Here is a 26,212-nt window from a genome sequence, read left to right as displayed (position 1 = left end):
TCCATGGTGTACTGAAGCATCTGTGATCATTGGTTTAAATAAATAGATTAATAGATATCATGCAGATCTGGTGCAATAATTATAAAAGTCGCTGTATTGTATCCCTGAAATGAGTGAGCCGTTCAAACAGCCGCGCGCTAAGCTTCTCTATCCACGAGTAGGGCATTTACTTTGGAAACAATTAGATTTGTTTAGGTGGAAGACGTATGAATCAGAGGTTATCTTGCTAACGGCAAGATGGTATTTGAAATATAGTCTACGTTATCGCGATTTAGTAGAGATGATGAAAGATCGAGGTTTACATATTGCTCATACAACGATCATGCGATGGGTTCATGAGTTTGGGCGGGAATCGAAGTCATGCATATGATAAGGAAAGGGCAGGTCGAATGCAATCATTCGTCTGCCCTCTCCGAAGTTGAATTAATCAATAAATTGTTTGGTTTGACAGCATAGTCAAACCACAATAAGGCATCTTTGATTAGTTTAAATAGTTGCACCAAAACCGGTATTTACTATAAGGTTATTTAGATTTTTTTACAGTCGTCGAACGAACCTGAAATGCTCCGTTTTTGTAAGCAAGAACTGCGGTTTCTTCGCCTTTAACTACGGAAGTAGCTTCCCCATGAATAGTTTTTTTTGCAACAATCTCATAGACTCCGTTCTTATCTACATCAGAGGCTAGCATTGTATTGTAGAGCGAGCGTTTGCCATTCACTTTAACGTACTCGTTAAGAAGAATTTTAACACCACTGTCTTTGAAGGATACTACGTAAGCATTGGTGCTGCCGCTGTTACCGCCAGAGTAGACGCTGATCATGACATCTTTGGATTTATCTCCGTTGAAATCTCCAATGAAGCTGATTTTGGGCTGGTACCCCATGAAGCCTTTGATATTACCGTTAATCACTTTTTTAGTTTTACCTTCTACAACGACGATGTTGATATCCGTAACCAAACCACCATTTGCGGCATCCTTGTTACCAATCAGGAAGACGTCATCAGCAACGCCATTACCAGATACATCCATCTGTTGTTTCGCTAGCAAGATAGTTTTTGCTGTTGTTGGGATCTGCTTAAGTTCAAACCTTTTGCCAACGGTGAATGCGCCTGTTGTAGCTGCAGTCGGTGTCTTGCCATCGGTTTTAGTTGTTATTGTGTTTACAACCTTAAAAGCACCGTCTTTGAAGGTGAATGTTGTTTTTTCCTCACCTAGAATTGTAGCAGTAGCATCGCCATGAAGTCTTTTTGTACCTACCAGATCGTATACACCATCTTTATTAAGATCCACTTGCTCTAAAGTATTGAAAAATGCTGGCTTACCACCAACAACTGGTTTTACACTCAGAAGTGATTGTGCCTTATCGCCTGCGAAAGATACTATGTACGCATCTGTCGTACCGTTGTTACCGCCAGAGTATGCTGTAAACATTACATCATTCGCTTTGTCGCCGTTGAAATCACCGATCCATTGAATTTCCGGTTTGTAGCCATCGAAACCACTGATGTTTGCATTTTTCACTGTGTTTGTTTTACCATCGACAACGACCAGGTTAATGTTACTTACATAGCCAAGCTCATCTGCTTTGTCACCGATGAGATATATTTTATCTTGGGCACCGTCTTTATTAACATCGTTAACTTGTTTTCTGATAAGAACGGTTTTATCTGTTGTCTTAACACCTTGCAATGCGAATGGTTGACCAACAGTCAGTTCACCAAGTGCAGGTTGTTTATATGGATCTTCTTTGGTAGTTTCTGTTTTGATAGATTTGAATTCGCCATCTTTGAATGCGAACCATACTTTTTCATAGCCTTTTACCACGGAAGTAGCTTCGCCATGGATGGTTCTAATTCCAAGCAGCTCATTCACACCATCATTATCCACGTCAACCGCTTCTAGTGTTTGGAATAATGCCCGCTCACCTTTAACCTTCAAGTCCCCGCCCAGAATAATGGAAGGCGCTGCGTTCTTAAAGGTTACGATTCTAGCATTAGTGGACCCGTTATTACCACCTGAGTAAGCGGTAATCATCACATCAAGTGCATGGTCATTATTGAAATCACTCACATAGCTGATTTTAGCGTTGAAACCACCGAAATCTTTAATAGCTGCATTTAACACTTTGTTTGTCTTGCCGTTTACAACGATGATATTAATATTGCTGAAATCAGGAGATTCATTTTTGTCGCCGATGAGATATAGAGTGTCTTTCACTCCATCCAAATCGAGATCAACCGTTCTTGTTGCCATCAATACTGTATTCGCGTTCGTTTGGACACCCGCTAGTGTAAACTTTTGTCCCACTTGATTAGTGGATGCTGCTACTGTTGAACTGGTTGGTGTTGCGACCGGACTGGCCATTGCTTGAGATGAGAAAGTTGCGACAGCTGCTACACATAGTGCAACGGATAATGTTTTCTTTATTTTCATTGTGTTACCTCCGATGGTTTATAAAGGATGATGTCGAATAGAGTCTTAATATAACTTAAGAAACATAGGACAGTGTTACGGTAAGGTAACACTATCCTAATAAATAAGACAATATATAAATAAAATATCCAAATCAGAGGAACATCAGGCGCTAAAAATTGACAATCCATTTCGAGGAGATCGTTTGCAAAATTAAAGAGAAGCGCTGTTTCATCGGCTATTTCATGGATTTTGAGCAGCCCCTACTCCTTCTTTATTGTTTGATAACAATTCTGTAATCAACATAGCTGCTTCGGCACGTGTGGAATGGGTAGCTGGCTTGAGTTGCGGCTGGACTTCTCATCAATACTCCATATAGTAATCTCAAATATATTGACTGTTGGCAGCTCAATACTTGTAAGTCTTGCTGGTGCTGTAGATAAAGAAGAGACATAAGCGCCCACAGTATTTTCTGAGTATAGCTCGCCGTTTGATTTGGTCTTTCGCTTCATCCAATCTGCATAGTAATATGACAATCCACACCGGCTCACCCCAAGCATAAAAACATATTGAATTTATTAACAAAATGATGTTTTTAAACTTTCTATTTTTCACCGAGTAATACAGTATTATGTTGATTGGTAGAAACAAATAAATAAACAAATGACTTGAATAAACCATCGTATCCTTCTTTCACTACCATAGTAACAACCTATTGTCACAGCAATGTTACAAAAAGGTTTTTTTTGTTTATTTATAAAATGGTGTTGAGAGCCTTGGTAGAAAGGAAGCAAACGTGTCCCCATGCAAATGAGTTTGCCACTCACCCCAACTCACGCTCAATCCCGCTCCTCCTCACTCCCACAAGGCTTCCCAGCCTTCCTCCTATCTTTTCTCCTATTCTAAAAAGCAATTTTACTTTGATGTGAAACCTGATAAAAACACCGAGAAAATCAAATAATCTGAGGAAAATCAGAGAAAAAAAGAAAAATAAGTTTGAGCTGAAAATAAGAGAAAAGACAAGGAAAAGGGCTGGGGTTTGAAGGGAAAGAAGAGTGAACAATCGAGTGAAAGCCTGATATAGCAAGGGATTTGGGGAGTTTGATTGAGGGGAACCTGAGAAAAAGGGCGAGAAAAAAGCCGAGCGATAATCAGGGGAAAACCTGAAAATCGGTCGGCTCAGCGGCAAACTTCAAGTGATGAGTGGTGAACTTTGTGAGATAGTGGCAGACTTAAATTGTTGTCTACATGTGTAGGTTTTGAATAAAGTTTGAGTAAAAGCATCTCCCAAGCCCATATTTTATGATAAATAAAAAGAATCCGTTTTGAAAAAATGATTGATCAAAATGGATCCTTTCTTTGTAAAGTATTGTATAATTTTTATAAAAAAGTTTGATTATTTTCTACTGTTGATCTTCAACAAACGCGCTCTTAAAAGGAATAAAATTTCAGTTAAGTGATAAGATAAGATTCTATAGAGTTTTTCATATGATTAACGAGTGACTTCGGTATCCAGTCCTTCCCACTTATCGATATGCTTTTCTGGCTAAGTTGAGTAATGTCGAATATTCTTTGGACAGACGAGATAAAGCCCATTCTGCAGCCACATCTTTTAGAGAAATTTCATCGATAGACACTGTTTGCCACATTCGAGCCAAGGTTAAAATCACATTACGCTCATCACCTTTGATACCCTCAATCAACCCAGGTAAAGACTCCTTAATCACTCTGGGGTCAAAAATATCTGAAGCATCAGGACCAAATAGAGAAATGCTATTCTTTCTCGCTTGTGCTAAAACAATAGCTAAATCAGGGTCATAGGTTGGTTCCTAGATTTGTCCTTTCTCAAAATCACTCCTGAGCCACTCACCATAGGTAAATTTATTTCTTGGTAGTTATCGCCAAGGTACAATATCGCTATGGTTTATAATCGTGACTTCAAGTGGTCTCACAGAATCTGCTTTTCCTATCTTTCCAGATATAAGCATTAGTCTATCTGTTAGTTTTTTTCGAGTTACTTCAGGTAAACTATGATTCGCGATCACTAGGACATCTACATCACTATTAATGTGTAAGCCACCATTTACTGCAGAACCAAATAGATATACCCCGACTATCGAACTTCCAAGCAACTCCTCTACGATTTTTAATGCTTACATCGCTTGTTTTTTGGTATTTTTTCGTTACTCAAATCGCTCATCTCACTAACCTATTTGTTTGTATTCTCAAGTTTAGCGGTTACAGATGTTTTTTGCACACACTTTTAACAAGAACATACGTTTGTATTTTTCCTTTCTATTTTGTATAATAAAATAGAAGTGAATGATAGAGGAGGAGTTTGGATGTATCGACAAGTGGATGATTTTTTAAAGGAATGGGCAGTGGCTGTGGAAGGGACATTGCAAGTATTACAAGCCGTAACAGATGACAAATTAGGACAAAGTATTTTGGAAGGGCATAGTACACTTGGTTGGTTAAGCTGGCATTTAGTAGAAACAACAGGTTATTTTAGTCATTTAGCAGGTTTAACTGTACCAATGATTGGTCAAGATGAACCAGTTCCAGCGACAGCAAGAGAAATTATAGCAGCTTACGAAAAAGCAGCAGAGGCGGTCAAGGAAGAGGTAGCTAAGTTATCAGATGTGGACTTGCTAACAGAAACAGGCATTGCGAGTGTTGCAACAAAAGGTGCATTATTACGTTTCTTAATTGACCACCAAACACATCACCGCGGCCAAATGATGGTGCTATTACGTCAAGCAGGCTTACCAGTACCACCTGTGATGGGCCCAACAAAAGAAATGCAATAACGAAAAGATGCCCTCCTGGGTAGTATTACTTAAAGTTAGAGTTTTTATTATGCGGCTGATTGATTGTTTTGAGTTCGGTATTGCACTGGACTCGAGCCGGCCAATAAAAAGTCCACGAAACACCCCAGCGAGGACGTGAACAAATTTCCCTTCACGCCTTCGCTTTTCTTTTCCCCTCCATCCCCCTCTGTAATATAATAAGAAAACTAAACTAGAGGTAGGTGCGCACATGATCCAATTAACAAACCGCCAGGCACGGCAATTTCTGTTGTTGAAACACGGACTTTTGGACGAATATAAATTTAGCGGGAAGCAGGGCGTATTGGACTTTGCTCGGCAGGTTGGCTGTATTCAATACGACCCCATCGATGTTTGCGGAAAAAACGCCGAATTGGTGTTACAGTCGCGAATCAAAGGATTTACTAAGGGAATGCTCGCCGATTTGCTGTATGAGGATAGAAGCCTTGTCGATTATCCCGACAAGAACCTGGCCATTATTCCTGTCGAGGACTGGCCGTATTTTGAGCGATACAGGCAGGCCGCCCGACAACATGCCGAACGCTATCCCGAAATGGAAGCGTTGACAGCGCAAGTACGGGCTCATATCCAAAATCACGGTGCACTAAGTTCGGATGATTTAAAGTTGGATGGGGATTTCTCTTGGCAATCGGTAATCCACTGGAGCAGTGGAAACAATTCATCTCGATCAGTGCTGGAACAGATGTATTCGACGGGTGAGTTGATTATCCATCATAAAAAAGGAACACGTAAATATTACGATATAGCCAAGAAGTACATACAGCCAAATCTGCTGAGTGCATCAGAGCCGCTGGAAGATGAGCTTGAGCATCATAAGTGGCGGGTACTACGGCGAATCGGCTCGGTTGGTCTCTTATGGAATCGTGCGTCAGATGCATGGTTGAATATATGGGGGCTGAAAGCTGCACAGCGCAAAGAGGTTTTCCGCCAGCTATTACACGAAGCTCGCATTGTTGCTGTTGCCGTGGAGCAAATGAAGGATATGCTGTACTGCCTCGCGGATGATTTACCGCTTATTGAAGCGGTTCTGCAAAATCAGGAGCCGAAATTGCGTTGCGAGCTTATTGCCCCGCTAGATAATTTCATATGGGACAGAAAACTTATCAACGAATTGTTTGACTTTGATTACACCTGGGAGATTTACACGCCTGCAATCAAACGAAAATTCGGCTATTATGTGCTGCCTCTATTATATGGAGAGAGCTTCATTGGACGAGCCGAGTTTATCGCGGAGAGAAAAACTGGAACACTCGTTGTTAAAAACATCTGGTACGAGAACGGTGTGAAGCAAACAACACAATTGCGAACAGCTTTGAACAGTTGTTTCCAAAAGTTTGCGATATTCAACGGGTGTGAGACAATTTCGGCAGAGTCTATGAACTGATATTTCCTGTATTCTGCTCTTGCCTGAATGAGAGATTTCTGCACGCCCTGTCCCAGTCATCTATATTCGGTAAAGTAGTTGCTGCTACAAGAGTAGCAACTTCATTTACTATGTATTAAACTACAATTCAGTTAGCTCGAAAATTTTCCAGCCTCCTACACCATACATAACGACATTACTTTACTTAACACCATCTTTAATAAAATCAAGCAATCCAAAGCCTTTTACATGGAATACCAACAACAAAATCTGAATATTCAGTTAAATAAAAGTAGTTTCGTTCCAAATCAGATAAAAATTCATGCTGCCTATTTGTTTTAATCCCTTTTAGACGAGTAGACCTTCCCAAAGAGGAAACATCTTGAATATTTAACCACGGTTTATAGTCTGAACCGACTCCAGAGCCACGACCTTCTTTAATCCATTTTTCGATTTTAGATGTTCTTGTGTTCAGTGACATTAAAGTTGGTAACTGAGAAATCTCGTACTTTCAAGTAATTTTAGGTGATTTGTCGATATTTTCAATTACATTAATGTTGGTAACCAATAATTCACCCTTATTTCTCATTTACATTAAAGGTAGCGCCTCTCTGTTAATCAATTAGCATCTCATCATACGATTTAATTTTAGAAGCGGATTCTTTATTTTTTCTAGCATTTATACAAAAACATTCAATTAGCACACCATACATTTGGTTCTCGGTTGCTTTTTCACGAAAATAGTCATTTTTATTATATGAGTTATCTTCATTACAAACTATCGAATAAACTCCATAATCCACCTCGGTCACATGCTGATAAAGCGGCAATTGATACTCTATTCCTTTATTCAAATTACAGTTAGTATCCATTTTAAATTCAATCACTGCTTTATATTTTTTTCGCAGCTAATTTAAAATCAAGACTCCCTCTTCCAGTATCTACTTCTGGAGAAATATCGAGATCAAAACCCTTTAAGTAAATTTCTAGATAAAATCCAAATAATATTTGAAATTTATTTCGCTAAGACTCTTATCACTTCCATTTATCAATTTATATAGTTTTTTATGTTTAACGTAAAAGGAGAATTTGTTCATAGTCCCCTGAGTGACTTCAATGAATTCCTCTTTCGAATCAAAGTTAGCATATTCAAGATTTGAGCTGATTTTATCTACCGATTTATCTTCAATCTTGTTTTTTCTCAGAATACTTCTCTCTAATGCCATTGTGCAACAGCTCAGTTTGTAACTATTCTTCGCACAAATCGTTATTTTCTGTATTAAGAATTGGCACAAATTATTCTCAAAAAAAGAATTGTTAATAATTATATATGATCAATACAGTTCTAATCAATCGTTCATTCAGTAAGCACATTATATCAGAGCATACTCTAGCGCTGGCACTGATCCATAAAAACACTCCTTACAGTCATGTTCAACAAACTTCAGTATTGCTTAAACTATTCCTATTGCGTTTGTTGTCATCGTAACAACTCAGGAGGTACTCCTGGTCTGAATTCAAATTTTCAAACATATTTATACCGCTCCCACAGTTGTTTATTATTATTATATCGCAGTAATTCCATATAACGTGATATACACGAAATTCGTACATATACCTTCTCAAAAAGGAATTCGAGAAATGATTGAAGTAACCTGCTAGTTAACGTAACGAGAAGCAGTCGGTCCTCAAGGCCGGCTACTGCTATTCATAGTGTTTATCGATATATTCCCGAACGTCAGTCGTAGTTTTTTTTAAAAATTAAAATAGATACATATATAACTAAAATCACAAACGTAACCAGCATAATTATCGGTCTAAATATATTTACTGAATCTATCGTGAATATGCAAATAATAGAGACCATTATGAGTACTATGTTCGATATATGGTGTTTTGTTGTCTCTTTTTTTATCAACCGGAAACTCACTAATATAACAATGTAAATATATAAACCCAAGCCTACAAATACTGTCCAGTTAATAAAATCACGCCCCTTGTATTATTTGTGCTATTCATAACAATAACTCCATAAACAAAATAAAGGAACCTCTTTACCAAAATAAAATGGAGTAGTAGGTTCCTTTATTGTCTTTAATTTTTATCAAATGCATGGAAAAATCTAAAGATCTGAATTAATTACGTATATTAGTTACATACGCGAGACAGCATAATAGGCATCTCCAACATCATCTTGAAGATCGTTAAAGGAATTGTAAAGCTCTACTGCAGCAAATCCAAGTGCACCTCCAGCAGGTAAAAATCCAAGTACAGTACCCATAGAGAAAAATGCAAGAACAGCCGCGACCGAAAACGCTGACGCCCTTAGATAAGTGTCACGAACATTAGTTTCAGCAGAATCCATAGCTGCTTTAGCATCATAGAATCTAGAATTGCTCCTTGTTATGTTGTCTCTGGAAGCATGGCTTCCAGTAGGACCAAGATATACCCCATGATCAAATTTAAAAGATACACCACTATATGTAGCAAAGGTAAATCTAGTATCATCACTGTTGCTATAATAATGTGAAATTGTAGGAGGACCACCGGCTTGGCTTAGTGTGGATATAGGGAAATCATTTACTTCTTCTGAGATCACTTCACCATTTACTAATACTTCATTTTCTTCAGTAACAGAAAAGGTTGTAATTTTGGTTGAATCTGCGAATTTTTCTGTATATGCAGGAATAGCTGCATATTCTTCTGCTAGTTCGTAATCCTTAGTCACAGTAGAGGTATACGAAGGTTTACCGTTTTCATCAGTTACTTGTTCTATAGTTGTGGTTTTGTTCAAACTACCAAGGAAATCTCCATCAACAGTATACAAATCTTTGCTGATAGAAGTAGTTTGTGTAGTGGGAACTTTGGCACTTTCATCTGGCGAAGCATAAGCAGCAGAGCTTCCTGTAACAATGAGTGTAACAACAATTAAAGATGATAACATTTTTTTAATCACAAAAAAAACCTCCTGAAGAATGTATTTAATCTCAAATAAATTATAAATTAACAAATTAAGGGATTCACTAAAAATTTGAAAATATTGGAAATATCGCGGTTTTACATGTCGAATATCTCACTAATATGCATCTATTAAAGGAACATCTGGAAGATATGATGTTTGCGGTAACCGCAAGACAGATTAACTATTGATGAGCGGTAAAGCTAGACTTGAACTTCAACTTCATTTTTTCACTTTCCTTTCTCTTAAGTTTATTTAGATACATTTAATCCTAAATACATTTAAATCAGATACATTTTATCAATTAAATGTATCTGATTATAATATAGAACGCCTTGTCCAAGTATAAAGTTATGGATTTTACAAAAAAAATATTTTTTCGACAATTTTTGTAATTTCAGGGAGGAGTATCTTTGCCAAAAAGAGGGCCCGAAGTAATCAATGTTAAAAAGCCAGCAGCGTGCTCAAAGAGATGTTCTGCGGCGACATATGTACAAAAACCTTAATTTTGTGAACATGTCTGGCTTCCGGATCTCCAAATTCAGCCGAATTGGACCGTGACAGCCGATTAGCGTTCCGTGGAACAATGAAAAAAACCGTGTTTTGGCCAACAAGCCAAACACGGTTTTTCTTCGATTCACTTCATTTTTCGGGGTCATCCAATTTGATCTTTTTGTGGGTTAGCCATAGAAGCGTACGCTAACGGGCAACTATAGTTGGTTATGGAATTACTGGAGTTGGCCGACATTTTAATTATTGTTCTTTTTAGTTAAAACTAAATATTAGTAATATCTGTCTGTATTGAGCTATCATTTCCCGTTAGTTTAATGATTTTAATGAAATAAACCCTCTAGTCTTCGAAGCAATTCCGTTCTTTCATGGGTGTCTAATAATCATAGTACGATATTAATAACATTTAGTATTTAAGCTCGGTTGACACTCACCTTTATGACAGTACCTGTACTAAAAGTGCGTACTTACATATTTACAGTGCAATCTTTATACTCAAAAAGAGAAATAAATAAGAATTAAGGAGGACAAATCTTTGAGAACTCTTGTTATCGTAGCACACCCAAGCATAGAAACATCCGTCATAAATAAACAATGGGTAGAAGAACTCAAAAAATATCCAGAAAAGTATACTGTTCACGAATTACATGAGGTATACCCTGATGGAAACATTGACGTGAAAAATGAGCAAAAATTGGTTGAATCGCATGACAATCTTGTTTTGCAGTTCCCTATATATTGGTTTAATTGTCCCCCTCTCCTTAAAAAATGGCTTGATGATGTTTTAACTTATGGGTGGGCATATGGTTCAAATGGAGGCGATAATTTAAAGAATCGCAAAGTTGCTTTAGCAGTATCTGCTGGTATTAAAATAGAAGATTATAGTGAAGAGGGAAGATACGGCTATACACTTGAACATTTATTATCTCCTTTTGAATCTACTTTCCTATACTGCAATGCAAATTATCGTTCGTTCTTTGCGTATTATGGTACGGAAAATGAGCCTGGTGAAAATGTGCCTGGTACAGAAAAGGAACCTTCTGCAAGCCAAATGGTAAAAAGCTCCCTAAATTATTTGAATTTTGTTGACAACCTTTAAAGTTAGCTTTATTAAAGCTGTTATAAAAATAGAAGTATTTCCTTGTTTAGGAGATACTTCTTTTGAAATAAAAAAAGCTATGTCTACCGCTGTACACCCTCCAGATTCGAACTGTTTTTCTCTCCCCAATCGCACATCATATTTAACAATGGAATGAGAGAAAGACCACGTTCAGATAACGAATATTCAACTTTTGGAGGTACTTGTGGAAATTCCTTACGTATGATAAGGTCATCTGCTTCCAGCTCTTTTAACATGATACTTAACGTTTTAAAGGATATGGTACCTATACATCGCTTCAACTCATTAAACCGCACAACCTTATTTTCAGACAGCCAATACATAATGATCATCTTATATTTACCACCAATTAAGGACAACGTATACCCAAAGCCAGAGTCTTTTAGTATTACGCCTGTCGGAACACAGGTTTCGCTCACAAGTAACACTCTCCTTTTGATAAGTATGTGATATAAACATCCTTTATGGGGTATTGTATCATATTTCTAAATAAGAGGATTATTAAGTTAACCTGCCCGTTAGCTTAATGCCGTTCTCGGTCAAATACATTAGGACCAACTTATTTGTACTTTTACACTTCGTGGAATGAGAGCCTGGGAAAAAGAAAAGCCGAGCGATGTTCAGGCATTGGACCTGAACATCGTTCGGCTAGGGGGAAAGTTTTAATGGAATGCAAATTAGTATGCAACTTTGTTTCATTTAAACAATAACTTATTGAACTCAGCTAATTTCATCGATCATCCGTGTGCATTAAAAAAGCCCCAATGAATATTATTCATTGAGGCTTTTTTAAATAATGTGGTGCCACGAGGGAGCATCCTATAATAACAACAATTTATTGAAACATTTAGAAAAGAACAGTACTTAATTGTAATGAGTCATCAGTTACCAACATTAAACCATAGTTACCAACTTTATGTCTTAGTTACTAACATTAATGTTCAGTTACCAACATTAATGTCTCTGAACAAATGATGATATTTGGTATTAAAGTTGTGTTCTGAAAATGTTGATTTTATTGAAATTATTTAAAATCGTCATAAAAAAACAGAAAAAATTGTGTTCTGCATTACTTCATTAATAAAAAAACATATATTAATTAGTATACTAAATCGTTGATTATTTACCTAATCATGATTAGTCTTGATTCTAAATAAAATATAATTATAAACTTCATCCTAACCACAATAATATTACATTTTCCATAGCATAGAATATGGTGAAAATCCGTTGCAGTTCATAGGTAAAACCCTATTTAATAATTCTCAGTCAAGTAACATTCCCAGCCCAACAACTCGTTATTATTATAGAAAGCTCTAAAATTTCTTATTAACTCACTCACTACTTCAAGACTTGGATGTCCGTATTTATTTGAAAATCCTGAAGAAGAAATAAAAGAACAATAAGGGCAATCATAAATTATTTGAGAATTCCAATTATGCTTTGATCCATGATGTGGAAGAAGCATCACACTGATTTTTTTCAAATCTGAAAAGTAATGCTTCTTCCACTCATTATAGTTATGAGTACTACTTAAAGAAATATCTCCAAGAAGCATTTGCCCATTAAAATTATTCAGCCCGAATGTATATGGCGTATACTCATACCACGAGTTATAGCCTATAACTTCCGTTTCCATAGAATATGTCCCCCTTAAAGGAGCATGAAAAACTACAAGAGATGTATCATTAAATTTACTTGCACGTTTATTTAAGCAATTAGTATAACAGATCTTAATAAACTCGATAACATCTTTACTTCTTAACTGTTCCTTCAACTTCTCTTTATCTTTAAGATCCACTACTTTTCTAACCCTTTTTCTGAATTTTTCAAGTTCGCTATTCTCAACCCTAAGGTTGAAAAACTTAAACTCCCATCTCCCGTCTAAAATAGCAGAACGATTGTGCTTTAATATTTTTAAACTACCATTATTGAGTTCTTTGCTATAATATTTTTCGTTAATTAATTTTCCATACAATTCTTCGTCTCTCTCCATATTACTAATATTAAAACCCTCTACGTTAAGACTATCTGATTGGTTTTGAAGATCCCCTTCAAAATCATTAGCGTCACCAGGGCTTATGAAAATCAGTCTCTTTGCCTTCCCTTTTCCTCCTTTCGGAAGAAAGTATTGTACTGGATCAATTAATAACCTAAACGTCTCCGTAGTTTTTCCGTACTCACCCTTAGCTATTAAATAAACTTTTTCTATATCATCTATATATGGGAGAACAACTGTATCAACTGAAACCTTATCTAATAATTTATGTAATCCATTAATATGATCTTCGTGAAAGTGTGAGATTATGAGTAAATCAATTTTCATTTTCTCTTTATCTATTCCTTTTTTGAAATTATCAATACATTCATTTAAACTTTCTGGATTTGTTGACCCGCAATCATAAACTACAACAGACTTATTGATCACTCCATTGTAGAATAAACCTTGTCCAACGGGTTCATATTTGAATTTTAATTCCACTTAAATACTCTCCCCCTCAAAAAAATATCTTCTTATCAGATGAGTTCTACATAAAAAATATCTACTCTTGCAAAATGTGTATTCCTCAAAATCCAGATGATTTATTCCCATAACTGCATGTCCATAAAATAATTATGGAATATATAGGGATTTTTATTTAATACATCTAGAACAATTCGGTAACATACCTGTGCATCCATATCTTTAATTCTATGATCTATCATATCTATAGTTGGCATCATATCATAAATACACCTACAATCATCTAGTACAAACATATCAGTAAACATTTGCGTTTCTTTTGCTTTATACGCCCATCGCCTAGTCTCACGGATATTAATATCATATGGAACAGATAATTGTCGGAATAGCAATACAATAAAGCTATGAATTGTGAAAACATCACCAGCCTGATACGTAATCTTCCCCTAATCCATTACAGATAAAGCTTTAAATTACTCAGAAAAGCACTCAACACTATATGGCTGACCAAAAATTAAATATATAATGATACATACTTTTTCAATTAGATCGGGGTCGTTACCACTAAGTTGATTCAGAAATTATCGTTCCTATCATTGGGCTCATATAGAAGTTCATCGAGAGAACTACTAGTGACGATGTCCTGAAAAAAACTATCATAGTCATTGTAATCACTCTCTCGATTTTCAAATAAATTCCTTTTATAAATCTTGTCTACTTGTATGAGATGCATGTGTACCTCCAATATAAATATAGATATTTTACAGCGTGAGACTTCCACGTTCCAGTTTATGCATTCAGGGCGCGGCGATAACCTTCTCCAATTTTTCTGTTCGCTTATAATTTATTATGATTCATAATGCTTCAAACGTTGAACGTTCCAATCGTAAAGGGCCGTCCAAAAGCGTGATGCCTTCTTAGAATAACCACTTTGCATTTTTGATCTAACAAAATAACACCTACTTTTAGCTCTACTTACGCACACAAAAAAAATGCGGTGTTCTTCTTTGATTTTTCTTTCAGTTGTACTTCTATAACTAGGAAAATTCCCTTCCTCCATTCCTAATAATACAATTGTTTCAAATTCCAATCCCTTTGAAGAATGCCGAGAGCTAATAGTTACTTGGTTCACTGGTTTTCCTAATTGACTAAACTGGCGAAGGGAATATTCTGAAAACACCCCCTCTTTAGTAACCTTAATAAGATTATCTAGGTTTTCAAGTTCATCCGGGTATATATCTGTACCTACAAGTAGCCTACTCAACCCTGTATTTTTAAGCATCCAGTGAATCCAATCGACAAGTTGCTCACTGTTAGCTACACTTCTCATCAATAATTCGTATAGCTTTCTCTTTTCCAATATAACTTTAGAACCAGAAACATCTATTCCGTGGCGGGTTAGTAAACTATTCCAAAATATGAATATCGAGTCAAAAGCAATGTGTTCTGAATTAATTAACCAATTAGCGCAATCCTCCAACCAAGTTACAATGTGAGTACGTTCGAATTCATGTTTGACAGCATAATAAGGAATCCCAGCTCTATCAAATATTTCGCCAAGGTCTTTTATCTGATATTTATTTGCCACAAGAATTGCAATTTCTTCAAAGGGTACACCCTGTTCCATATTCTGTGGGATTACTTCATTAACAACATAATTATATTGATCATTCATATCCCTTTCACACACTTTAAAGCTGAATTGGGCCCTTTCATCTCCCCTTGTTCCGGCCCGGTAATCACGACTCTCACTTGGACTTAATGCAATCTCAGAGGCATTTATAATATCTTGATTACTTCGGTAGTTAGTCTGGAGTTTTATTTCTCTTATGCTTGGCAGCTGAGATAATTCCAATAAATAATCCGGAACTGCACCATTAAATCCATAGATAGACTGATCAGGATCACCCACAGCAAAAAAGAGGCTCTTTGTACCATCAATCATTGAAAGAATCATTTCGTGAAGAGGCCGACCTAAGTCCTGATATTCATCTATTAAAATCCAAGGAAACTTAGCCTCTAAACTTTTTCTGACATACTCTTCGTTTTGTATCAACTGAGTGGCGTACTGTATGATTGCTGTATAGTCCACATAATTTGCAATTCTAAGTTTCTGTTCATATAAGTTTGCTGCCTTTAATGCGAGATCAAACGATGGTATATTCACTTCTGATTTTCCCTTTATGTTGATGCTACGTTCACTATCCATCTCTGTTATACTCAAGTCTCTTTCAGGAATGTTCAGTTCCTCTCTAACTAGTTGAAACAATTGATTTTTCTTTCTATTAGGTATTATCTTAAGAGGCAATGGGATATTGTATTTTGGAAATAAATTCGCAAACTTTGTAATGACTTCAGCTATACAAAATGAATGTACTGTACCTAAGAAAACATTCCCTCTTTCTTTATGACCAAGGATCTTTAAACGCTTTTTGAATTCCCTTGCTGCTTCATTACTATAAGTTAAACACGCCAATCCTCTCGGAGGTTTAATAACCTCCGAGAGAAGCATCATTATTTTCAAAGTCAAAACTGTTGTTTTTCCACTTCCTGGCCCCGCAAGTACTACTGTATTATCAAGTGAACCAAACGCATCATATTGTTGTTCGTCTTCCTTAATTTGCCGGAGCTTCTTCTCGTACATCTTCATCTGAGTCATCTTCCTCTACTTTCTTGCAGATAAACTCAATTGCATTTTTAATGTGTTCTGGAATATGATCTAGGGTACAATATTGCGTCAGACGCTGAGCAAATCTCCCTTTGCCGATTCTACTATGGGATGATTCAATTTGACGTAAGCAAGTCCCAAACTCACCTTCTTTAAGATTTTTCGCAAAATTTCGTTTCTGCTGCGCTCCGCCTGATGTTAGCTCATTAAAAACTTGAATTATAACATCTCTACTCGCCTTTTTTTTGTAGCATGTTTCCATAAGATCTACTTCAGCAGTATAGTATCCAGTAAAGAAACCTTTATTGCGAAATACACAATCTATTTCATCAGATTCTTCCGGGATTTCTTTAGACGTCAGTATGTTATTCTCAAGGATTACTTTTTCTATAATCTCTAGCCCTAAATAACCAATAGGATTTCCAGAATTTTTGTTAAGAAGATGATATACTCTTTCTTCTTCTATAATCTCATAGTAGTCTCCGTCGGTAATAACAGCATAAGGGATTCCTAACTGTACTAGGAGTTTAATATATGGTGAAAAATTAGTTGAGTTAATGTTACATACAATGATACCGTTATAATCTAATGATTTTCCCATCATATCAGCAAATACCGGGACCAGATATTCTTCTGTAATCCCTTCAACAAGTAGAACACCCTTTCCAAAATAAATTTCTCCTCGATTCGCATCAATATATCTCGCTAAATCGTTATAATCTTCATCATCCAAGGAAAGGGCCGCGCTTGAAAGTGCTTTTGTCGCTCCCTTATTCCCTCTATAAAGATGCATAATTGATTGTAGAGGTGTTATCGAAGCTATGTGAGTCGAATGAGTCGTCATTAAAACGGAATTGGTTGATCGACTGAAAACATCCTTGTAAATTGTTCGTTGAATTGCAGGATGCAAATGCGCTTCAGGTTCTTCTATGGCTAGGATAGTTGCCCCTTCGTCTATTGGATTGTAAATATCCATAAACTCATAAAGTTCCCTTTCGAGCACCGGACTTAATCCAAACTTTAGTATATTGTTATCTTCTTCATCTGAATCATATACTTTTTCCAAGATACCAGTTTTATCTTTTCTTCTTAGCTCTTGGAACAAAGTGGAATTCACAAAAGTGGGAATGGTTCTATCTTCAATGGCCAGCAGCATCAACGTAATGTAAAGAATATTAGTTAGCCCTAGACTTGTATCACTAACGGACCTCCCACCGAGAAGTACTTTTAGTGTATTTAAAATCCTATTTGTATTAACTTCATTTGTACCTAACTCAATAGAATCCGAGTCATAAACGATGAATTCTTTAAAACGATTATTCATTCTTTTATTTAGGTCTTTTAATTCACCTAAAGCTAATACTTGGTCATTTTGTGCTTTTATATTACTAGCAATTACTTCTAATTTAGATTTTTCAATATCATATGCTTTAAGTAAAACACTTAAAGGTGACTTTCTTGAATTCTTTATTTCAGCTTCGACATCACGTAATGCTTTAATTACTTTAATATTGAGATATTTTCGGTCTAAATGAGTGAATTCAATATCTTCATTGTTACCCTTAAATATCTTATAATTATAATTTTCTATAGTTCCATCTTCTCGAACTCTAGGAAAATAGCGATATGTAAGTCTCATCGTATCAGGACTCGTTGTAATAGTAGCATCACTTAACTGACAAAGAAGATTTTTGTTGTGACTAAAGCGTTTAAGTTCAATAATAATTTCAATAATCTCCCCGTTTTTCATAGGTGATTCCAAACCGTTATAGAAATCCGTCTCTTCTAAATATCTATCTTGGTCACTTAGGTTAGGATCGAGAATTAATTGGATTGCTCTAAGAAAGTTTGTTTTACCAACATTATTTTCGCCAATTATCACCTGTTTATCATTAAGTTGAACATCTACAAAATTATAATTACGATAATTGGATATTTTAACTCTTGAAATATACGGGGCTTTCATAGTTCCATCTCTTTTCTAAACTTATTTTGAATTAGCAAAAAAATACGTCACAGCATTGAAACCATCTTATGATCCACGGAACTCTACTTTGCCTAAAAGGGATATTATTCTCTCATTTCACTCTCGAACGCCGGAATAAATATCAAAATATGTTCATAGTTTGCTTACATTTCCAACATTGATACCCACTTCGGATATCATATTCCCATTCAAATCTCTCCGGGTATTGATAAGGGTTATTTCTATAATCTCTTGATACTCTCGCTTATTGTTCATACCGTTCTCTCTCATCTAAGAAGAATAGCTTGGATTCATAAGTTACACTTCATCAATGGTCATTGTCATTTCCATTAGTAAAAACCTCACTTGTTCGTACCATTAATCAACATGTTATTTAAGTCTTCGACATAAAAACGCTCAAACCTGCCAAATGACCCATTCTTAACCACAGTCAAACAGTTTCACATGCTGAAATTCAATAGATGTATCATACTCTAGCATTCCGCCACTTATGCTACCTTGATATATGTCCAAGCCCTTAAACCCAGGAAAACATTGAGTTTTTCTTACTAAGAATGATGGACACTATTATATTCAACATTTGTATATATAAGGAATTTAATTCAAGAAAACAAATTTCAATATATTTTTATCAATTTTGTGAACATTTTCTGAAGGGGTTATTAAATAAATAACTTTATTTTTTCTACTTTTGCATTCCCTTTCTCCTGCACAAAGAAAATAAAGTTTTAGACTGAAGTTGTTGATACAATGCGGATTTCTGAATTGCAAAACCGTCAGGAACCGAATAATAAGTATTAGACTGGATGTCTATATTTCATGCAGCTTTTCGAATTGTCATATCGTCGGATTCCATAAAATAAGTTTTAGACTGAGCCTAGAAATTGAACAAGCGACAGCCAAGGACAAGAAAATAAAGTCCTAGACTGTCGCTCTTTTTTGAACTAACGTGTCCCGTTAGCTTAATGGATGAGGGATTTCTCGACCATCGATTTTGAACTTCTACTAAACATTAGAAAAGAAAATAAACTAAAGTTACACCAATGATTAGTACAATAAGTGAAGCAATATATTCTTTCGAACCCTTTAGATACTTCCAATCTATAAATGACTGAAATCCCATTGCGGTTATTATAAATAACATCCAAAACCACTTCATTGCTTTACCCTCTGAGCCATCTACAATAATAATAACAATGCAAGTAATAATTCCAATGAGTGCAATTATAATCTTTCCCCATATACTAACTTCCTTACCCTCATCTGGAAGTTCTTTTCTTTCAGTTTCAACAAGCCATATTCTTAAAATCAAATGAGAAAAGGCGAGGAGTATACATATTAGTCCAATTTTACCACCCATTAAATCTCCCCTTATAAGATAGAAGTTTATTTCAGAAACCTGCCCGTTAGTTAAGCAAATAAAAAAAAGCTTCCAAAGCAACCGCTATTCCACTATCGTGTCCCGTTAGCGTAATTCCGAAATCCCTCAGGCAGACCGAGGGGCGATAGCCCCGATGCTTGATTATGGTGTTATCTAATGGATACGCCATCTAGGAAACACTAACATTTCTTTTACTTAATTTCTTAAATACCGAGTAATCCTTATCGGACTTGATAAAACTTAATATCTTTTCGGCACATTCTATTGGATTCAAATCTTCAGTATTTACTTCAAGGTCATATTCATTAAAGCAATATACTTTGCTGAACTGTGAAGCTGCTAGTCCAATCTTTCTATCGCCTCTTGTTTGCTCTCTTCTTATGAGTTCTTCTTTCGAGCATATTACACCTATAAATAATGTAGGCTGATCAGAAAATACATCAAGACACTCATCAAACCACTTGTCATTCTCGATTACGGTATCTACTATTACATTCAAACCCATTTCTGAAAACAATTTAACTGTCGAATAGAACATTGAGACTATGGGATCAAAAATTATTTGTGCGACAACATGATCATCTACTTCTCTTGTAGGTTCAATATCCGGAAATTTTTTATCAATAAATTCATTGAAACTATGAAAAAAATCATCTATTGATAAATGATGAAAAAGAATCTCTTTCTGATTTACCAGTTCAATAGAAATACTGGTCTTTCCTGAACTTGAAGTTCCGTTCAACAACACAATCATTCCTTGCTTCAAACTAATCACCCTCACATATAAGATTTGCGTATCTTTCAGATAACGTTATATTCACAAATTTCATAAAATTATCCAACTCATAAAATATTCGAGAAACGATTGAATTATCCTGCCCGTTAGGTCAACGAAGGCAGCCGATCACACTGACCTGCTGCCTTCGTGTATTTATTCAGCAATCGTGTCCCGTTAGTCATACATGCAGCGCAAGAGCAGCGCTGCACCACAGAGGATGAAAATGGATGCCTCTGTCTATACTGTTTGTACGGCTGGCGAAGAAGGTCGATAAGCTATGGTGCCATAGAGCCCCACCGTTAGTCTGACTCCGACCACCACGGTGCATCACAGAATGTCGCGCCCTATATGGGTAGCACTCATGGGAGATTAATCCTTTTTTGGTTGTTGCACCAGCCCTGCCTTTATGTTTGTTGTCAAAGATGTTTTTGCTTTTTTTTAAAGATCTTACAAGTTCTATATGGATTACTCACGAGGCTCAGCTTTTTTTTTAAGTGTTATTCTGGGTCTACTTTATTTTGCTCTTTTTCAGGTTTTGAGCTAATTTTATTTTCATGGGAGCTCAATGAGAAAAAAATTTGTTTACCTTATGGAACTGTATTACTGATAGTCGTCAGAAAACCGTTCTTCGAGGAGGTAATTAACTGATAAATAGATTGACTTGCTGTATGGTTAAACAAATACCATTGGTTTTGGAGTCTTCTGGTCTACTTGATGGCAAGCACTCAATAATACCAGAGTAAGAATTGTCGTCAGAATTAAGAGTAGTATAAATCCTTTAATGTTTACACCTGCTCTCCGTCAATTTCTGCTAACGTTAATGTGTTCACGACGTCCCACCACCTTAAGGCTCCGCCAGGAGCCGGCCGCGACGCGGTTAGGTGGTGCGGATGTGTCCGGCTGAATCTGCTTCCCTGCTACTGCCAATTACTTCTCCGAACCCTCATCTAACTCCTGCCGGACCGAGGGCCGAATGGCCCGAAGGGTGAGTAGACTGAGTCCTTACAGAATCAGCCCCTCTCAGAACCGGACGTGCCCAATTAAGGCATCCGGCTCCCCATATGAGCCTCTTTACACAAACGCTGAGTTTAGGTTTATTAACGATTTCGGTTCTGCCAAAGGATAATATCTTAGTATTTGACTGAATTTTACCCACGTAAGTTTACTACGTTGGCTTCGCCGATTAAGCCATTTATGTAGAAGTTTTAAGATATGTTTTCTGTACGCTAACAGTTGGTTCCAATTATCGCTGACCCGTAGTATTGGTAATGTCCTCGGAGTTTCAAGTTCACTGCTTTCCAGATCTCGCTTAGTGATAGCTTCCGATTTTCTTGGATCCATTCTTTAAACTCTTGGATTCTTGTGTGATACTTCTTTCTTGATGTCTTCCACTTGAGTTTAAATCGTCCTTTTCTACTTCTTCCGCAGTAGTGTGTGAATCCTAGAAAATCGAATGTTTGTGGCTTTCTACCTGCTTCCTTCTTTACATCTCGCTCTGCATATCGCCCGAATGTCAGGATCTTTGTTTTCTCTTCTGCCACTTGTAGACTGAATTTTGCTAGTCTGATGCCTAAGGCTTCGTAGAACATTTCAGCGTCGTGTTTATATTGAAAACATGCGACAAAGTCGTCCGCATACCGAACGATGTAGGCTTCACCTTGACAGTGTTTCTTCACTGCTTTAGTAAACCATAGATCTAGGGTGTAGTGCAGATAGATATTGGCTAACAGCGGAGATAGACTTCCTCCTTGGGGAACTCCTTCTTCATTTTTAACTACGGTTCCATTTTCCATGATACCTGCCCTCCCGATATAATTTCTGGTGTTTTTATTATTTCACCAAGTTTTAATGTGTCACACAATTTTTCAAATTGTAAATTATATTGATGATTCATTTGATCTGTTCCTTTCACTTTTTCTTTTTTTGCTGATTTCCTATAACGTTTCCGCATCTGCGACGCGACCCTGCCTTAGATAGCTCTTATCTTAGGCAGGGTCGTGTGTTGTCTGAGATTACTTCCATGATTACACACCTGACAACCAAGGGGCGAATGCCCCGCAGCGCAGATGCTTTGTTATCAGATGTCGTGTGACTTCATTGACTTACTTTCAAATGCATTATATCTCCCTATTATTCGAACTTCATGCCCTAATGTCTCTAATATAGTAACTGCCCTTTCAATCGTCATTGTGCTACAGTTACTATTTGCTTCTAGAAAAAATCTATAGACTCCTAATTTCCTTGCAGTTGGACGTGATTCAATCCATGATAAATTTATTGCAAGAGCGGTAAATACATTCAATATTGAAGACAATACCCCTGATTGATCTTTGCCTGGTGTAATTACAAACATAGTTTTCATTGAATCTATTTCAGTAATTATATTGTTACTGATAATAATAAATCGGGTTTCGTTGTCCAAATTGTCTTGGATATTCCAATCAATTATATTTAGGCTCAATATATTTGCCAATGATCTCGAACCAATTGCTGCTACATCAGTTCTTTCACTATTTTTTAATGTTGTAGCCGCTGATGCGGAACTATCGTACTGTAAGCTCTTAACACTACGTTTTTTTATGTATTTTCTACATTGAGTTAGTATTGGAGAAATTGACCATACTTCTTTAATTTCAGAGAGATACGTATCCTTGTTCGCAAGCAGATGTAAAGAAACGGGCAATGTGTATTCTCCTTCAATAAGCAACTTATCAAAGGAGATTAACGAATCAATTGTCATATTAATTGTACCTTCAATTGTGTTCTCTAATGGAACAATTGCTTTATCCACTCTATATTCTCCAACTGCTTCAATTACATCTGGTATTGTATCGTACATAAAGTATTCTACTTCATCTTCATTGAAATATTGTATAGCCGCTTCTTCTGAGAATGTTCCCTCTGGTCCTAGATAAGCTACTTTCATATTATTCTATCTCCTTCGACCTTAATCAATTTTTCTTTCACACGATTTCTGATAACGTTGCGTATTTCTGACGTCCAAACGGCTTAAGTTGTCTGAATAAACAAGCGAAGCGATCATTCTTGACCGGGTGGCTCTGCCACTTAGTCGGTTGGATGTGTCGCCTGAATCCACTTCTCAGAAAATCCCTCTTGGCGACCAAGGAGCGTCAGCGACGATGCTGAAAAACATTGTTATGTGATGTTACCGACTTCTATGAAATACCCTCATTTAACTGTGCTTGTACCAGATTGCGCTTGTAATCCTTGATCAATTGTCTCCGTGCGTAATATTCCGCCATCATGATCGTATGCAATGATATCGAACTTTTTACCCTGTGCATCATCGATCAATACATAAAACAATTTGAAATGCTTATTGATTTCTACAACATCTGTCTGTCTCTCAAGTCCGGTTATATAGTCTCTTACAACAATTCTCGATATATCAGGGTTTAGGATAACTCCATAAATCATTGGAAATGGCGAGTCATATTCAGTCCCTGTAGTACTTGGAAAATAAGAACTATAAAATGACTCTCCCTTTGCTTCTTCCGGTGATAAATCTAATCTAACATTGGTTGCGCCAAAAGATCCTCCATAGCTCCACTTCCAACCTTGCCGAGTTTTCTTTACAAACCCTGATAAAACTTGTATTTGTCCATCATTAAAATTTCTTAAAAAGAAAACCATCATACCATTATTAACTGGCTGCTGATGAATAATGTAATTGACGTAATTATCTCCTCTAGCCTTTTCAATAGCCTCTACAATGGATTTGCTAGAATCATCTTCTCTTAAATATAAATATCCGAGATAGGTACATAAACAAATTAGTAATAAAGCAATGACCAATAGTAGTCTTTTCAAAGTGACCTCCTGTATATGCTTAATAATTCCTCTTTTCGGTAATTTCACATAACGTTCGCGCATTTCTGACGTTCAAATGGCTTAAGGTGCGTAGCACCGGGTCGTCAGACTTAGCCAGTTGAATGTGTCGCCTGAATAAGCTTCTTAGATATCCCTCTTGGCGACCAAGGAGCGTAAGCGACGAAGTAGAAATGCTTTGTTATATGAAGTCTGTGGCTCCTTTGAATTACTTATAAGATTTCAATATTCATTCATGTATTCAACAATGTCTTCTATACTATTTGATCTTAATAACACTTCTTGTGACCTCTGCTTAATTAATATATAAGTTTTTAAGTCTCCCTTCTCATCACGATATTCTCCATCCCAGAACCCATAAGTAACACTATTAACTTTAGTTTTTCGAATCTCCTCTCTAGTTAATTGTTCGGATCCGTTTACTAGGAGCGTTATTTTTTTATTTTCCTTATAATTTTCTATACCTGTAGTACTATAAAAAAATACAAAAAAACAGACAACTGTTATAAAGAACACTACCCGACCCTTTTTTTGTTGGTCCTTCATGTCTTCACTCCTTTAATTCTTCTTTAACAGATTTCATATAACGTTTCCGCATTCCTGACGTTCAAGCGGCTTAAGTGACCGAAGGGAACGGGTCGTCAGACTTAGCCGGTTGGATGTGTCGCCTGAGTTCACTTCTCTGAAAATCATCTTGGCGACCGAGGAGCGTATGCGACGATGTAGGAATGTATTGTTAGATGATGTTGCCTCTTCTTTGCGATACCATCAAGTCCTTACTCAATGCTTGGGTTTGTATGTAAACCTATGATTTCAATAATCTCAGCTTCTGCTACCTTCTTATTGCCTTCCATGAAATAACCTTTCATCCCGATTACTAATTCATTTCTATGTCGTACTCTTGATTTAGGAAATAAAATCCACATCCTTGCTGTTCCTGAATTATGAATTTTAATTGTTTCTTCTAGAATTAGCTTTCCATTCTCTTCTTCAAACTCTGGGTGAATAATTCTTAAATCAATAAATGATCTATTGAAATCTGCTTCTATTGCAAAATCACTTCTATATCCTTGATATGGGAGCTCGTTCCTACCACCCTCATCTATAGTCAAAAATCTATATCTCACACGGAAATCAGGAGGATGGTTTCTTTTTTCTTCATATGATATCCACATATATGTCCTCCTGGTCTTGGTTTTTATCAGCTATTAGGCAATTTCATCTAACTCCTAATCCACGCACTCGCATTTCCCTCTCATTAAGCTAGATAAGCGAGTTCGCTTAATCTCCCTTCGTAGAGTGATAGACGAAGCTATTCATCATCTTCGACTTCCGTTGTCATCAGATCTGTGGACTCTAGATGCAATGGATATCTTCGATGCTGCCAAGAGTATCTGAAATACCTATCATTGTGTTCACCTCTTATAACATTAAACGTATATAAAAGCATTTTGTTACGTTATCCTGCCCGTTAGTTGAACAACCATTAGGGATTATATTGGATATTAAAGATAATTAATAATTATTTCTTAAACCTCTATTGAATTAAAAAGAAATGGCGTACCCATTAGATAATGTTTTATTATAGCTTGTGCATAAGGCTGCTCTTCTTTTAGCCCTTCGGTTTCCCTTGGATCAAGAGCATGGTGACAATAGTTTTCGATCATTACCATTACAGTAAAACTTTCCAATGCTGGAAGCCAGTCACCTACTAGTTTTCTATTACTCTCGTAACCTTTTATTACCAACTCCCTTTGCGAGGGATAAAGCCCCAAAATAGTATGTGCTATATCATAAAGGAAGTACCCAAACCCACATCTTCCAAAGTCGATAGGGTGCGGATATCCATCATGAAATATAATATTAGCTTG

General features: G+C 36.5%; 19 protein-coding genes and 4 pseudogenes. 4 read left to right on the top strand and 19 right to left on the bottom strand.

Going from position 1 to position 26,212, the window contains the following annotated elements:
- Positions 1–187: 187 nt before the first annotated feature.
- Positions 188–352 (top strand): annotated as a pseudogene (locus BW961_RS31440) (IS6 family transposase); the annotation flags it as partial.
- Positions 353–523: 171 nt separating this feature from the next.
- Here the strand turns inward: BW961_RS31440 and BW961_RS27695 are convergent.
- From BW961_RS27695 to BW961_RS29665, 3 genes and pseudogenes are all read right to left on the bottom strand, one after another.
- Entirely contained in the window at positions 524–2,434 is a 1,911-nt protein-coding gene (locus BW961_RS27695) for a hypothetical protein (protein ID WP_068590893.1), read from the bottom strand.
- 278 nt (positions 2,435–2,712) lie between these two features.
- Positions 2,713–2,949, bottom strand: coding sequence for a hypothetical protein (locus BW961_RS30150; protein ID WP_156510171.1), 237 nt, complete (start codon positions 2,947–2,949; stop codon positions 2,713–2,715).
- Positions 2,950–3,865: 916 nt separating this feature from the next.
- A pseudogene (locus BW961_RS29665) lies at positions 3,866–4,613 on the bottom strand (aminoglycoside adenylyltransferase family protein).
- Positions 4,614–4,755: 142 nt separating this feature from the next.
- On the opposite strand from BW961_RS29665, the gene BW961_RS27680 reads away from it, so the two are divergent.
- Positions 4,756–5,223 carry a DinB family protein gene (locus BW961_RS27680; RefSeq protein ID WP_044878675.1) on the top strand — a complete coding sequence of 156 codons (468 nt, stop codon included), beginning with the start codon at positions 4,756–4,758 and terminating at the stop codon, positions 5,221–5,223.
- A gap of 229 nt (positions 5,224–5,452) precedes the next feature.
- Positions 5,453–6,646 (top strand): winged helix-turn-helix domain-containing protein, encoded by a 1,194-nt coding sequence (locus tag BW961_RS27675; RefSeq protein WP_068590895.1) that lies wholly within the window; start codon positions 5,453–5,455, stop codon positions 6,644–6,646.
- Between the two features lie 232 nt (positions 6,647–6,878).
- Here BW961_RS27675 and BW961_RS27670 read toward each other — a convergent pair.
- Both BW961_RS27670 and BW961_RS27655 read right to left on the bottom strand, forming a co-directional pair.
- Positions 6,879–7,106: pseudogene (locus tag BW961_RS27670) on the bottom strand (heteromeric transposase endonuclease subunit TnsA); the annotation flags it as partial.
- Between the two features lie 1,671 nt (positions 7,107–8,777).
- Positions 8,778–9,581, bottom strand: a complete 804-nt coding sequence (locus BW961_RS27655) for a hypothetical protein (protein ID WP_068590902.1) — start codon at positions 9,579–9,581, stop codon at positions 8,778–8,780.
- 1,048 nt (positions 9,582–10,629) lie between these two features.
- On the opposite strand from BW961_RS27655, the gene BW961_RS27650 reads away from it, so the two are divergent.
- On the top strand, positions 10,630–11,193 hold the full coding sequence (locus BW961_RS27650) for an NAD(P)H-dependent oxidoreductase (RefSeq protein ID WP_068590904.1): 564 nt from the start codon (positions 10,630–10,632) through the stop codon (positions 11,191–11,193).
- Between the two features lie 83 nt (positions 11,194–11,276).
- On the opposite strand, the gene BW961_RS27645 is transcribed toward BW961_RS27650, so the two are convergent.
- From BW961_RS27645 to BW961_RS27590, 14 genes and pseudogenes are all read right to left on the bottom strand, one after another.
- The gene (locus BW961_RS27645; RefSeq protein WP_068590907.1) at positions 11,277–11,633 is read right to left on the bottom strand and encodes a winged helix-turn-helix transcriptional regulator; all 357 of its coding nucleotides are present in this window, start codon (positions 11,631–11,633) and stop codon (positions 11,277–11,279) included.
- 836 nt (positions 11,634–12,469) lie between these two features.
- Positions 12,470–13,696, bottom strand: coding sequence for an MBL fold metallo-hydrolase (locus BW961_RS27640; RefSeq protein ID WP_068590909.1), 1,227 nt, complete (start codon positions 13,694–13,696; stop codon positions 12,470–12,472).
- Between the two features lie 101 nt (positions 13,697–13,797).
- Positions 13,798–13,938, bottom strand: a complete 141-nt coding sequence (locus BW961_RS30780; protein ID WP_169810347.1) for a hypothetical protein — start codon at positions 13,936–13,938, stop codon at positions 13,798–13,800.
- Positions 13,939–14,525: 587 nt separating this feature from the next.
- Positions 14,526–16,328, bottom strand: a complete 1,803-nt coding sequence (locus BW961_RS27635; RefSeq protein WP_068590911.1) for an ATP-dependent helicase — start codon at positions 16,326–16,328, stop codon at positions 14,526–14,528.
- A complete protein-coding gene (locus BW961_RS27630) occupies positions 16,294–18,312 on the bottom strand; it encodes an ATP-dependent nuclease (RefSeq protein WP_068590913.1) in 2,019 nt (672 codons plus the stop codon). Before BW961_RS27630 ends, BW961_RS27635 begins: the two co-directional genes overlap by 35 nt.
- A gap of 1,033 nt (positions 18,313–19,345) precedes the next feature.
- Positions 19,346–19,693: a DUF4181 domain-containing protein gene (locus BW961_RS27625; protein ID WP_068590916.1), complete on the bottom strand. Its 348-nt coding sequence runs from the start codon at positions 19,691–19,693 to the stop codon at positions 19,346–19,348.
- Between the two features lie 190 nt (positions 19,694–19,883).
- Entirely contained in the window at positions 19,884–20,480 is a 597-nt protein-coding gene (locus BW961_RS27620) for a chloramphenicol phosphotransferase CPT family protein (protein ID WP_068590917.1), read from the bottom strand.
- 1,238 nt (positions 20,481–21,718) lie between these two features.
- Positions 21,719–22,285 (bottom strand): reverse transcriptase domain-containing protein, encoded by a 567-nt coding sequence (locus BW961_RS30970; RefSeq protein ID WP_068590919.1) that lies wholly within the window; start codon positions 22,283–22,285, stop codon positions 21,719–21,721.
- The gene (locus BW961_RS30965) at positions 22,267–22,443 is read right to left on the bottom strand and encodes a hypothetical protein (RefSeq protein ID WP_211269787.1); all 177 of its coding nucleotides are present in this window, start codon (positions 22,441–22,443) and stop codon (positions 22,267–22,269) included. Before BW961_RS30965 ends, BW961_RS30970 begins: the two co-directional genes overlap by 19 nt.
- A 126-nt stretch (positions 22,444–22,569) precedes the next feature.
- A complete protein-coding gene (pheA, locus tag BW961_RS27610; RefSeq protein WP_068590921.1) occupies positions 22,570–23,418 on the bottom strand; it encodes a prephenate dehydratase in 849 nt (282 codons plus the stop codon).
- Between the two features lie 263 nt (positions 23,419–23,681).
- The gene (locus BW961_RS27605) at positions 23,682–24,323 is read right to left on the bottom strand and encodes a hypothetical protein (protein WP_068590923.1); all 642 of its coding nucleotides are present in this window, start codon (positions 24,321–24,323) and stop codon (positions 23,682–23,684) included.
- A 240-nt stretch (positions 24,324–24,563) separates the two neighbouring features.
- Complete coding sequence (locus BW961_RS27600) at positions 24,564–24,887, bottom strand: hypothetical protein (RefSeq protein ID WP_068590925.1); 324 nt, start codon at positions 24,885–24,887, stop codon at positions 24,564–24,566.
- A gap of 230 nt (positions 24,888–25,117) precedes the next feature.
- The gene (locus BW961_RS27595; RefSeq protein WP_068590927.1) at positions 25,118–25,516 is read right to left on the bottom strand and encodes a hypothetical protein; all 399 of its coding nucleotides are present in this window, start codon (positions 25,514–25,516) and stop codon (positions 25,118–25,120) included.
- 354 nt (positions 25,517–25,870) lie between these two features.
- A pseudogene (locus BW961_RS27590) lies at positions 25,871–26,212 on the bottom strand (phosphotransferase enzyme family protein); the annotation flags it as partial.

The organism is Paenibacillus macquariensis, assembly GCF_900156375.1.
Lineage (GTDB): Bacteria > Bacillota > Bacilli > Paenibacillales > Paenibacillaceae > Paenibacillus_AQ > Paenibacillus_AQ macquariensis.
The sequence above is the reverse complement of the archived record's forward strand: the minus strand, read 5'-3'. Positions and strand labels throughout refer to the sequence as shown.

Coding starts and splice junctions, on each gene's coding strand:
- BW961_RS27625 (WP_068590916.1), bottom strand. CDS start 19,693: ATGGGTGGTAAAATTGGACTAATATGTATACTCCTCGCCTTTTCTCAT.
- BW961_RS30780 (WP_169810347.1), bottom strand. CDS start 13,938: ATGATGCCAACTATAGATATGATAGATCATAGAATTAAAGATATGGAT.
- BW961_RS27675 (WP_068590895.1), top strand. CDS start 5,453: ATGATCCAATTAACAAACCGCCAGGCACGGCAATTTCTGTTGTTGAAA.
- BW961_RS30965 (WP_211269787.1), bottom strand. CDS start 22,443: ATGCGGAAACGTTATAGGAAATCAGCAAAAAAAGAAAAAGTGAAAGGA.
- BW961_RS27630 (WP_068590913.1), bottom strand. CDS start 18,312: ATGAAAGCCCCGTATATTTCAAGAGTTAAAATATCCAATTATCGTAAT.
- BW961_RS27695 (WP_068590893.1), bottom strand. CDS start 2,434: ATGAAAATAAAGAAAACATTATCCGTTGCACTATGTGTAGCAGCTGTC.
- pheA (WP_068590921.1), bottom strand. CDS start 23,418: ATGAAAGTAGCTTATCTAGGACCAGAGGGAACATTCTCAGAAGAAGCG.
- BW961_RS27680 (WP_044878675.1), top strand. CDS start 4,756: ATGTATCGACAAGTGGATGATTTTTTAAAGGAATGGGCAGTGGCTGTG.
- BW961_RS27595 (WP_068590927.1), bottom strand. CDS start 25,516: ATGTGGATATCATATGAAGAAAAAAGAAACCATCCTCCTGATTTCCGT.
- BW961_RS30970 (WP_068590919.1), bottom strand. CDS start 22,285: ATGGAAAATGGAACCGTAGTTAAAAATGAAGAAGGAGTTCCCCAAGGA.
- BW961_RS27600 (WP_068590925.1), bottom strand. CDS start 24,887: ATGAAGGACCAACAAAAAAAGGGTCGGGTAGTGTTCTTTATAACAGTT.
- BW961_RS27635 (WP_068590911.1), bottom strand. CDS start 16,328: ATGAAGATGTACGAGAAGAAGCTCCGGCAAATTAAGGAAGACGAACAA.